This is a genomic window from Faecalibacterium sp., assembly GCF_052358865.1.
GTDB classification, from domain to species: Bacteria; Bacillota; Clostridia; order Oscillospirales; family Ruminococcaceae; genus Faecalibacterium; species Faecalibacterium butyricigenerans.
In genome coordinates this window covers 1-10,603 of record NZ_DAWCVJ010000079.1, presented here as the reverse complement: position 1 = coordinate 10,603, position 10,603 = coordinate 1, and the positions used below count along the sequence as shown (strand labels likewise).

Sequence of the window (10,603 nt, the reverse complement as noted above, 5' to 3'; positions counted from 1 at the left end):
TTTTTGCTCCAGCAGGATGCAGATACCCCCTGGGCAGCCCTCGTCGATGACGCGCTCCAGCGTCTCCTGCAGGCGGCTTCGTGCCTCCCGCGGCATATGGAGCAGCTTGTTCTGCAAGCCGTCGTTGACCAGCTCGTGGAGGCTTTTCCCGAAGATGTTCGACTCCCACAGGCGGACGGGGTCGTCCTCGAAATCCTGCAAGAGGCTCTGCACGAGGTCTTCGCTCTGCTTCTCGGTACCCACGATGGGGCTTAGCTCGGTGTGGATGACCGCCTTCATCATGTGGATGGACGGTGCGCTGGCTTCAAGGCGGACGCCATACCGCCCGCCCTGCCGGACGATCTCGGGCTGCTCCAGCGACAGCTCATCAATGGAGGGCATCACGATGCCATAGCCGGTGGCCTCCACCTGCTCCATCGCGCTGCGTATCTTCTCATAGGCACGCTTCGCTTTCGCCAGCTCGATGATGCAGGGCATCAGCCCGGCCTCGTCGCCGATCTCAAGCCCCGTCTGCTCGCTGAGCACCCTATAGAACACCTCCGGCTTGAGCAGCACCGTGATGCGCACGATGCCGTCGGCAAGGTCCATCCCGCTGAGGGCGGCGTTCTCCACCGCCTCGCAGTCCAGCACCGCCCGGCCAGAATCCGAGATGTCCTTCATCCGCGCGATCTGCCCGGAGAGCTGCATGGCCGCTGTGTACACCTCAGTCTGGAGCCAATGGCCTTTGTCCAGCATCGTCACCCAGCGCGGCAGGGCAAAATCCAGCTCCCGCACCGGGAACTCGTAAAGCACCCGGCGCAGGATCTCCCCCAGCTGCTCTTCGTCGAGGTCGAGGCAGCTCACGGGCAGCACCGTCCGGCCATAGCTTTCTTCCATCTCCTCCGCCAGCGCCTTTGTCCCGGGGGCATCGGGATGGGTGCTGTTGAGCAGGATGACGAAGGGCTTACCCAGCGCTTCCAGCTCGTCGATGACCCGTTTTTCCGCCGGGACGTAGTTTTCCCGCGGTATCTCGCTGATGGTGCCGTCGGTGGTGACGACGATGCCGATGGTGGAGTGGTCCCGGATGACCTTCCGGGTGCCGGTCTCGGCGGCGAGGTCGAATGGGATCTCCTCGTCGAACCACGGACTTTTGACCATCCGGGGCTTGTCATTCTCCTCGTGGCCCATCGCCCCCTCCACCATGTAGCCCACACAGTCGATGAGCCGGATGCTGCACTCTCCCCCGCCCTCCAGCGCCAGCGGCACCGCCGACTCCGGGATGAACTTCGGCTCGGTGGTCATGATGGTGCGCCCCGCCGCCGACTGAGGCAGCTCGTCGCGGGCGCGGAGCTTTGCGTCCTCCGGCCCGATGGCGGGCAGCACCAGCTTCTCCATAAACTGCTTGATGAGGGTGCTCTTGCCCGTGCGCACCGGCCCCACCACGCCGATGAGGATGTCTCCGCCGGTGCGTGCCCCTATCTCGCGGCAGACTGCCGCCTGCTCAATTCGTTCCTGATTTGCCAAAACGCTCTCCCCTCTCTTCCCGTTTCTGGGTACACTTTATGCGCGGACATGAGGAAAATATGACGCAAAAAAGGCCGAAGCCCCAAGGATCTCTCGGGACTCCGGCCTTTTTTCTCCTACCGTTACACCAGCGTCGGGACAAGCGCCGCCAGCTTTTTGGCCAGCTGTGCGTGACCGTGACGGGTCAGGTGCATGAAATCCACCTGATTGAATGCGCAGTCGGCAGCATCGAGAAAGTGGACGCCCTGCCGCTCGGCGACGATGCGGAACTGCTCTGCCACGCCTTTCGACTTCTCCACGCAGCCCTCGCCCATGACGGCGTCGTGGAAGCCGTCGCCGATGCGGGGCGGAGCCACGACAAGGATGTTGGGGGCTTTGGTGCCCCAGCAGTCCACGCTCTTTGCCTTGAGGATGAGGCGCTCCATCCCTGCACCGATGCAGGCGGCGTTGGCGTTGAACCGCTCCTTGACGTCATTGGTACCCAGCATAATGATGAGCAGGTCGATGACCTCGTGGCTCTTGAGGAGCGCATAGGCCACGCTCAAAGCGTCCATCGACTCATGAATGGGGTCCACGAAAACCGTCGTCCGGCCCGAAAGGCCCTCTTCCGTCACAAGATACTCGCTGCCCAGCGCTGTTTGCAGCCGACAGGTCCAGCGCTCATCCTCGTTGAAGCGGATGCCGTGGTCGGCGCAGTCCGCCGGGTCGGCGCAATAGCCGTGAGTGTTGGAGTCTCCCAGACAAAGGATATGCTTTTTCATCGTTTCATTCCCCCTTTTCAGTTTTCGCCCCGTGACTGGCGGAAGTAGTAGACTGCGCCCACCATGCCGGCGTCGTTGTGAAGCTGGGCGGCGCGGATCTCCAGTCCCTCTGCAAAGGCGGGCATGATGGAAGCCCTCACCTTTCTGGCGATGGGTTCGATGAGCAGCTCCTGCTGAGCGCTGACGCCGCCGCCGATGAGGATGAGCTGCGGGTTGAAGATGTGCACCAACCCCGCAAGACCCTGCACGATCTCGTCCGTCCAGTCCTCGAGAAGAGCGAGGATGATGGGGTCGCCCGCATGGGCCGATTCGAAGATGGCACGGCCATCTCTCCACTTATGATTGCGGGGCTGCGCAGCACGCACGAGGGCCGTAGTGGCGGCATACCGCTCCCAGCAGCCCGATGCACCGCAGGTGCAGAGGACGCCGTCCAGCGCATGGGTACGGTAATGGCCCAGCTCACCGCCGAGGCCCCGGGCACCTTCCAACAGCCGTCCGCCGGTCAGGATGCCGCCGCCCACGCCGGTGCCCAGCGTGACACCGATGACGTCCGTATAGCCTTTCGCCCCGCCGACCCAGACTTCGCCCAGCGTCATGCAGTTGGCGTCGTTGGCGACGGTGACGGGCAGGCCGAATCTTGCTTCCAGCTCGGCCTTGATGGGGCTTCCGATGTAGTTGGGCAGGCTGCCGCAAGTGCCCACGACCGTGCCCGTGTGGGTGTCGATCTGGCCCGTGGCCGAGACGCCGATGCCCGCAAGGCTCTGCGGCCTGACGTCCTGCTCCTTCAGAAACTGTTCGGAGGCCGAAAGCACCGTCGTGAGGATGGGTGTCTCATAGTAGTCGAAACAGACACTCTGCTCCGCCTTGGCAAGGACGCGGCCCTCTTCATCTACGATGCCAAGCTTGACGCTGGTGCCGCCGATGTCGATGGCAAGATACTGTTTCATAGTCGTATCTCCGTATCATTTTTATTTTTGCATGGCGTTGATGGCCCCGGTAAAGCGGGCCGTGATCTCAGCCGGGCGGGTGATGGCACCGCCGACGACGAGGGCGAACGCACCGGCCTCCAGCGCCTTGACGGCCTGTTCCGGGTAGTGGATGTGGCCCTCGGCGATGATCTTTGCCGGACACTCTGCGGCCAGCTTGTGGACAAAGTCAAAATCAATGTCGTCGATGCCCTTGGTCTCGGGCGTATAGCCGCGCATGGTCGTGCCCACAAAGTCAGCCCCGGCTTCCGCGCAGAGCATGGCATTCTCAAAGTTGTCGCAGTCGGCCATCACCAGCTGGTCGGGGTATTTTTCCTTGATGGCACGGATGAACTGGGCCGAGGTAGAGCCATCGGGGCGCAGCGCACCCGTGCCCTGCACGGCAAGGATGTCCACGCCGCAGGCTGCCAGCTCGTCCACTTCCTTCATGGTGACAGTGATGTACATCGGCGTGCCGGGGTAATCCTTTTTGATGATGCCGATGACCGGCAGGTCCACCACCTGCTTGATCTGGGTGATGTCCCGGACGGTGTTGGCGCGGATGCCCACAGCGCCGCTCATGGCGGCTGCCTTTGCCATCAGAGGCATGACTCCGCCCTCTTTGGTGTAGAGAGGCTCCGTCTCAAGGGCCTGACAGGAGACGATAAGCCCACCCTTGATCTGCTCAAACAGCTTTTCTTTTTCCATATCCATCAGTCCTCCATCCTGATCTTGATGACTGCTTTGCGCACATGGTCACAGCCGGGGCGTGCCACGCCGGGCTTGTGCAGCTCACCGGGGAAGAACAGAACGAACCGTCCCTCGCCCAGCACACCGCTGACGGCGTCCGGACTGGTCCTGAAACCGATGTCTCCCGCAAACTCCCCTGCTTCCTCACCGGGCAGGTTGGTATAGCCCCAGCCCTCGCCGCCGGTCAGGTCGATCTGAAGGTCGGCGTACTTTTTGTGGTACTCGAGGCGGGCACTGTCGGGGTTCAGCCCGGCCTCCATCACGTTGATGAAGACATTCTCTCCGTCCACCTCGGTGCGGCCCAGCGGAAGGTCGCTCAGGTCGTGAGCTACATAGTAGGCGGTGAGGTAGTCGATGGCGGTTTCCAGATTCTTGTGGAGTCCCCGGTAACGGTTCAGGTTCTCCAGTGCGTCGCAGATCATGGTGATTTTCTCCTAACTGATTTTTTTCACAAGCACAAAGAGCGTCTGCCCTCTCCCCTCATGAAGAGACGGAGAGGGGACGCTTTTTTGCTTCTCAGAGCTTTGCAATAGCGGCTTCGATCATGGCCTGTGCCTCGGCGATGACTGCTTCATCCTCTGGGATGAGGCCGGGCATCGGCTCACGGACACCGCCCAGCTCAAGGCCGTACATCCGGCGCAGGATCTCTTTCTGCACAGCGTAGAGGTTGCCGTGGGCCGAGCACATCTTATAGATGATGCGGTCGGCGTCGTACTGGATGGCCTGTGCCTCCTTGATCTCGCCCTTGTTGATGTGGTCGTTCATGGCCAGATACAGCTCGGGCATGACGGCGTAGGTGCCGCCGATGCCGCCGTCTGCGCCGATGACGCGGCCGGAGACGAACTGCTCATCGGGGCCGTTGAAGACCACGAAGCTGCCCTCGCCCCGGGCGGCGACGCCGGCGTCCTTGAACATCTGGATGTCCTGCGTGGGCATCGAGCTGTTTTTGACCGCGACGACGTTGGGGTTCTTGAGCATCTCACCCAGCAGGCTCATGGTCAGGCCGGTGCCGGCCAGCTGCGGGATGTTGTAGATGACGAACTCGGTGTTGGGCGCTGCGGCGGACATATCGTTCCAATACTTGGCGATGGCGTACTCCGGCAGGTGGAAGTAGATGGGCGGGATGGATGCGATGGCGTCCACACCCACGCTCTCGGCATGACGGGCCAGCTCGACGCTGTCGGCGGTGTTGTTGCAGCCGACGTGTGCAATAACGGTCAGTTTGCCCTTAGCTTCGCTCATGACCGCCTCGAGGACAGCCTTGCGCTCATCGACGTGCTGGTAGATGCACTCGCCCGACGAGCCGCCCACATACACGCCCTTGACGCCCTTGGCGATGAGGTGGCGGGTCAGCGCCTTGACGCCCTCGGTGGAGATATTGCCCTCTGCGTCATAGCAGGCGTAGAAAGCCGGGATCACGCCCTGATATTTGGTGATGTCTTTCATTTGTCTATGTCCTTTCTGATAATTTCAATCAAACTCGATGCTCTTCCAAAGCGGCTTTCCTCTTGCGGTGCCCTGCGTCCGCTTCGGCCCTTGGAGCGGGCCTCGCGTCCTGCTGACCGCGGCGCCAAAAGTTGCTTCCTGACCTGTATTCCCCTTTTCAGGTTCTACAGTAGGCAAGCGGCTTTCCTCTTGCGGTGCCCTGCATCCGCTTCGGCCCTTGGGCGGGCCTCGCGTCTTGCAGACCGCGGCGCCAAAAATTTCTCCCTGTTTCGGCCGCAGGCCGCGGTCGAAATTTTAGCCTTTAACCGCACCCATTGCGATGCCCTTGGTGAAATACTTCTGGAAGATGAGGAAGATGATGATGATCGGCACAGCGGCCAGCGCGGCACCGGCCATGATAAGGCCGAAATCGGTGCTGTTCTCTGCCTGCAGCTTTGCGATGCCCAGCGAGATGGTAAGGTTGCTGGTGCTGGACAGCATGATGAGCTGCATGAAGTAGTCGTTCCAGCTGTTGATGAAGGTGAAGATGGCCAGTGCGCCGATGCCCGGCTTGACCATCGGCAGCACGACGCTGATAAAGGTGCGCGCCTCGCTGGCTCCGTCGATGCGGGCCGCCTCCAGCATTTCGGTGGGGATGCCCTCACTGAACTGTTTCATCAGGAAGACGCCGAAGGGCCAGCCCACGATGGGGAAAATGACGGCCCAGATGGTGTTGTAGAGTTGGAGCGAGCTCATCTCACGCAGCAGCGGGATGAGGATGACCTGCTTAGGCAGGGCCATCGCGCAGACGATGAGGGTGAAGAGCAGTTTACGGCCGACAAAGCGCTTTTTGGCCAGCGCATAACCTGCCATTGCTGCGGTGATGCAGGTGAGGATCATGGACATGACAGCCATGAACACCGTGTTGATCATCCAGCGCAGGGCTGCCGGGGCCGTAGGGCCGATGGAGAAATAGATGGGTTCGCCGTCCGCGCTGAACGAGCCGCTGAACGGGACCGCCAGCTGCCACAGGGGTGCGCTCTTGCCGGCGAAAAGCTTCTGGTAGTTGGTCAGCACCCACTGACTGGGCCACCACTCAGGGGTGGTAGAGTTTATAGCCGCGCCGGTCTTGAAGGAGCCGGTGATGATCCAGTACAGCGGGAAGGCAAACAGCACGGCCATGATGCTGATGAGGATGAGGGTCAGGATCATGTAGGCGCTCATCTTTTTCAGCTTGCTGGGGTGACGCTTCAGCGGTTTCTGTTTTTTTGCAGTTGCAGTCATTGCCCGGCACCTCCTTTAATTATCCTGACTGCCAAGCTTGAACTGGACAGCCGACAGGATGGCGATGATAACGGCCAGTACAACGCCCATTGCGTTGCCGTAACCATAGCGGTAGAGCTTGAACGCGGTGTAGTAGATATAGTACATGATGGTATCGGTGCTGTGGTTGGGGCCGCCGGAGGTCAGCAGCTGGATCAGCGCGAAGCACTGGAAGGAGTTGATGGTGGTGATGACCAGAATGTACAGGGTGGTGGGCATAATGGCGGGCCACTTGATCTTCCAGAAGCACTGGAAATCCGTTGCGCCGTCCACCTCAGCGGCTTCCACGATGGATTGATCCACATTGCCCAGCGCAGAAACATACAGCACGATGGGCTGGCCGACGGAGGTGGTGAGCAGGATGAGGATGATGCAGCCCAGTGCATACTTTTCATCGCCCAGCCAGTTGATGTTCTTGTCGATGAATCCCACGGCCTTGCCCAGATAGTTGAAGATGCCGTAGTAGTTGTTGTACATCCACTTCCACACGACGGTGACGGCCACCGAGCCGGTGACGACTGGCAGGTAGAACACGCAGCGGAAGAGGCTCGTCGCCCACTCAGGCAGGTCAACGATGGCTGAGCTGATCCACAGCGAAAACGCGCAGGTCACAGGCACCGAGACGACCACGATGATGAAGGTGTTCTTCAGCGCACCGCGGAAGATAGGGTCAGCGAACAGCTCTTTATAGTTCGCAAGACCCACGAAGATGTCCGCGCGGTTCATGGTCGAGTCAAAAAAGCTCGTGACCACGCAGAGGATCATAGGGTAGATGACAAAGCCGAGGAAGAAGATGAGACTGGGCAGGAGGAACAGATAGGAAGCGATGGTCTCCTGCCGAACCAAGGCGCCGCTGCGCTTCGGCTCTTTGATGCTTGCTGTCTTTGCAGCCAAAGAAATCACCAAACCTTTCGTTCTGATGGGGTGCGGTGTCTTACCCAAAAATACCCCTCCCTCGCCGGGATGTTCGAGGGAGGGGCACGCATTTCCTGATTTGCCCTCAGGCGGGACGCTTATGCTTCGGCCGCTGCGGCTGCGTTGGCGTTCTCGACGAAGGTGGCAACAGCAGTTGCAACGTCCTCACCGGTGCCCACGCGCTGGAGCATATTCCACCACTCGGTGCGAGCCGTTGCCCAGCCCGGAGTGATCTGGTAATAGTCACCCAGATAGGACATGAACTTGGTGTACTCGCTCATGATGGCGTTGTCGGCGTAGATGTCGCCCACGCTGGCACGGACCGGGAAGTAGGTGGAAGCCAGAACGCTGTTCTTGACCTGATCGGGGTCCGCTGCGATGAACTCGATAAAGGTCTTTGCTGCCTTGACCTTTGCCTCGTCGCCGTTGTCGAAGATGCCGAAGCCCCAGATGCCGCCGCAGAGCTTCGGGTCGCCGCTTGCGGTGGGGAATGCCATCGGCATGATCTCGTCGCCGTCGTTGGTCAGGCCGGCGTCGTTGTTGTCGCTGTTCAGCTGCTGCGCGATGTTCCAGCAGAAAGCCATCTGCAAAGTGCCGTTGCGGAACAGGGTGATCTCGTCGCCGCCTGCGATGGAAGCGTCGAAGTTGATGCCGTCGGTGTCGTACAGGGTCTGGATGGCCTTGATGTTCTCAGCGGAGTCTGCGGTGTACTTGGTGTGTGCATCGTCGGTGAAGGTGCCGCCGTACATATTGTTGATGATCGCACGGGTGCCCTGATCGCCGCCCTGACCACCGCAGTAGACAGCCGCCACGTTCTCGTAGCCGCCCTTGTACAGGGCGTCAACGGTGTTCAGGAAGCCCTCGGTGCTCCAAGTGTGCTTATCGGTGTCGATGTACTTGTCTGCGCCCACTTCCTTGACCTTGGTCATGTTGACGGCCATGCAGTGTGCCGTCATGCACAGGGGGTACTCGTAGTAGTCGCCCTTCTCGTTGTGGCAGGCGGAGTTGACGGACTCGTAGATGTCCTTCTTGGCATCATCGGTCCACAGGTCGTTCAGCGGGGCCATGACGCCCTTCGCGCCCCAGTTGGCCACCAGACGCTCGGGGCCTTCCATGATGAGGTCGGGTGCGCTGCCGCCCTCGATGGCGGTGTTGACCTGATCGTCGCCGTTGGTATAGTCCAGATACTCGACGGCCACCTTGATGTCAGGATACTTTGCGTTGAAGCTGGCGATCAGCTCCTGCACGGTCTCGTCCTTGCCCCAGCCGCCGATGGGGTATGTCCACAGCTTGATGCTTGTGCCGGAGGCTGCGGTGGAAGCAGCAGCAGAAGCTGCAGTGCTGGTGGAAGCGGGCTTACCGCCGCAGGCAGCCAGAGCACCGGCTGCGCTCAAAGCGCCAACGGCCTTCAAGAAGGAGCGACGAGAGATAACATTCTTCATAATGAGTTCTCCTTACCTATCATATCGGCGGCCCTTCATCCCAGACCGCTCTTGTTGGCCCTATTATAGAAAATATCTTTCATTTTGTCCATCGGTTGCATACACAATTTTCAGAAAGTTTTCTTGTCTATTCCGCACAAATATCTGGGATACCAGCTATCTTTTGGCCATTTTCGCCAATTTTATACGTCGTTGTAGCCATTTTGTAATCACCTCTGCGCAGTTTGTCATTTTCAACAGGAAAAATATTTTCTCACTCATTTTTCGTTTTTGAAATTTATTTTCAGTAATGGGTACTACTTTTCCTCAATTTTTGGATGCTCTGCACAGCATCTGCGCCTGAATTATGGTAAAAGGTACACTTGTCAAGCCGCTGAAATTCTTTTATACTTTTTATATAGGTGTCCCCTCCCCTGCGCGGCGGACGGGGCGATAAGGATAAGAAGGTGTAAGACGCCTGCGGGCATTGTGGCCCGCCTGACCGAAGGAGCAAAGCTATGGGTACGAATTTTTGGGAACTGCTGCAGCAGCGGCAGGGCCAGTTGACGAGATCCGGCCATGCCGTGGCCGACTACCTCTTACAGCACGCCGATGAGGCGCAGTATCTTTCCATTTCCTCTCTGGCCCGGGAGTGCAATGTCGCCGAGGCCACGGTGTTCCGGTTCTGCCGGGCGCTCGGGTTCGATGGCTACCACGAGATGCGCATTGCGTTGGCGCAGGCCAACGCCACCGGCACCATGTCCAGCCAGCGGGAGCTTCAGCCCGGGGCTTCCACCGAGACGCTCTTTGAACACGCCAGCGCTCGTCTCTTTACCGCCATCAACGGCACTCAGAACGCCCTCTCTGCCGAGGCCGTGGATGAGGCCGCACGGATGCTCCGGGAGGCCAAGCAGGTCTTCTGCTTCGGACAGGGCGGCAGTATGCTGCTGGCCAACGACATCTGCGCCCGCTTCGCCAGCCTCTCCACCAAATTCCGCACCTCCGGCGACAGCCATCTGCAGCTGTTGACCGCCAGCCTGATGAACGAGGCCGATGTTGTCCTCTTCGTCTCCTACTCCGGTGCGACCCGCGATATGATGGAGACTCTCCGCACGGCCAAAGCTGCCGGCGCGAAGATCATCCTTCTGACCCATTACGAGGACTCCCCCGGCGCATCGCTGGCCAATGTCGTCCTTCGCTGCGGCGCACAGGAAAGCCCGCTGGACTCCGGCAGCATTCCCATCAAGGTAGCCGTCCTCTATGTAGGCGAGGTCCTGGTGCTGCGGTACATCCTCGACTCCCCCGAGCAGGCCAACGCCGCGCAGGAGCTTACCAGCGAAGTTCTGACACTGAAGATGCTCTGATCCCCCACCCCTCCCCCCGCGTGATGCAAAGCAACGCATTACCGTGAAAATCATACTTTTTTCGAATAAATTCAAAAAATTCTCAAAAATCCGTTGACAAAGACTCCATATCTGAGTATAATATCTCATGTCGCCGGTGCTCCGACAGAAAAAAGCACCGGATGATGACCGGGTGT

The 10,603-nt window shown here is 59.7% G+C and carries 10 protein-coding genes; 1 reads left to right on the top strand and 9 read right to left on the bottom strand.

The annotated features are described in order from the left end of the window. The 9 genes from spoIVA to ACT8X9_RS11065 all read right to left on the bottom strand — a co-directional run. On the bottom strand, positions 1-1,503 hold a 1,503-nt coding region (spoIVA, locus tag ACT8X9_RS11105), incomplete at its 3' end, for a stage IV sporulation protein A (RefSeq protein ID WP_444269027.1). A gap of 122 nt (positions 1,504-1,625) precedes the next feature. After that, positions 1,626-2,264, bottom strand: coding sequence for a GDSL-type esterase/lipase family protein (locus tag ACT8X9_RS11100; RefSeq protein WP_444269026.1), 639 nt, complete (start codon positions 2,262-2,264; stop codon positions 1,626-1,628). 17 nt (positions 2,265-2,281) lie between these two features. Further along, positions 2,282-3,211: an ROK family protein gene (locus tag ACT8X9_RS11095; RefSeq protein WP_444269025.1), complete on the bottom strand. Its 930-nt coding sequence runs from the start codon at positions 3,209-3,211 to the stop codon at positions 2,282-2,284. 21 nt (positions 3,212-3,232) lie between these two features. Continuing rightward, positions 3,233-3,937, bottom strand: coding sequence for an N-acetylmannosamine-6-phosphate 2-epimerase (locus tag ACT8X9_RS11090; RefSeq protein WP_227619996.1), 705 nt, complete (start codon positions 3,935-3,937; stop codon positions 3,233-3,235). Positions 3,938-3,942: 5 nt separating this feature from the next. Beyond that, positions 3,943-4,401 (bottom strand): YhcH/YjgK/YiaL family protein, encoded by a 459-nt coding sequence (locus ACT8X9_RS11085; protein WP_227619997.1) that lies wholly within the window; start codon positions 4,399-4,401, stop codon positions 3,943-3,945. Positions 4,402-4,495: 94 nt separating this feature from the next. Further along, complete coding sequence (locus ACT8X9_RS11080) at positions 4,496-5,425, bottom strand: dihydrodipicolinate synthase family protein (protein ID WP_249234557.1); 930 nt, start codon at positions 5,423-5,425, stop codon at positions 4,496-4,498. A gap of 294 nt (positions 5,426-5,719) precedes the next feature. Continuing rightward, complete coding sequence (locus tag ACT8X9_RS11075) at positions 5,720-6,688, bottom strand: carbohydrate ABC transporter permease (RefSeq protein WP_444269024.1); 969 nt, start codon at positions 6,686-6,688, stop codon at positions 5,720-5,722. Positions 6,689-6,703: 15 nt separating this feature from the next. Then, on the bottom strand, positions 6,704-7,630 hold the full coding sequence (locus ACT8X9_RS11070) for a carbohydrate ABC transporter permease (RefSeq protein WP_444269028.1): 927 nt from the start codon (positions 7,628-7,630) through the stop codon (positions 6,704-6,706). A 110-nt stretch (positions 7,631-7,740) separates the two neighbouring features. After that, positions 7,741-9,084, bottom strand: a complete 1,344-nt coding sequence (locus ACT8X9_RS11065) for an extracellular solute-binding protein (protein ID WP_444269023.1) — start codon at positions 9,082-9,084, stop codon at positions 7,741-7,743. A gap of 497 nt (positions 9,085-9,581) precedes the next feature. Here ACT8X9_RS11065 and ACT8X9_RS11060 point away from each other — a divergent pair, with 497 nt between their 5' ends. Then, positions 9,582-10,427 (top strand): MurR/RpiR family transcriptional regulator, encoded by an 846-nt coding sequence (locus ACT8X9_RS11060; protein WP_444269022.1) that lies wholly within the window; start codon positions 9,582-9,584, stop codon positions 10,425-10,427. Positions 10,428-10,603: the final 176 nt, after the last annotated feature.

Coding starts and splice junctions, on each gene's coding strand:
- ACT8X9_RS11095 (WP_444269025.1), bottom strand. CDS start 3,211: ATGAAACAGTATCTTGCCATCGACATCGGCGGCACCAGCGTCAAGCTT.
- ACT8X9_RS11090 (WP_227619996.1), bottom strand. CDS start 3,937: ATGGAAAAAGAAAAGCTGTTTGAGCAGATCAAGGGTGGGCTTATCGTC.
- ACT8X9_RS11080 (WP_249234557.1), bottom strand. CDS start 5,425: ATGAAAGACATCACCAAATATCAGGGCGTGATCCCGGCTTTCTACGCC.
- ACT8X9_RS11075 (WP_444269024.1), bottom strand. CDS start 6,688: ATGACTGCAACTGCAAAAAAACAGAAACCGCTGAAGCGTCACCCCAGC.
- ACT8X9_RS11060 (WP_444269022.1), top strand. CDS start 9,582: ATGGGTACGAATTTTTGGGAACTGCTGCAGCAGCGGCAGGGCCAGTTG.
- ACT8X9_RS11100 (WP_444269026.1), bottom strand. CDS start 2,264: ATGAAAAAGCATATCCTTTGTCTGGGAGACTCCAACACTCACGGCTAT.
- ACT8X9_RS11065 (WP_444269023.1), bottom strand. CDS start 9,084: ATGAAGAATGTTATCTCTCGTCGCTCCTTCTTGAAGGCCGTTGGCGCT.
- ACT8X9_RS11085 (WP_227619997.1), bottom strand. CDS start 4,401: ATGATCTGCGACGCACTGGAGAACCTGAACCGTTACCGGGGACTCCAC.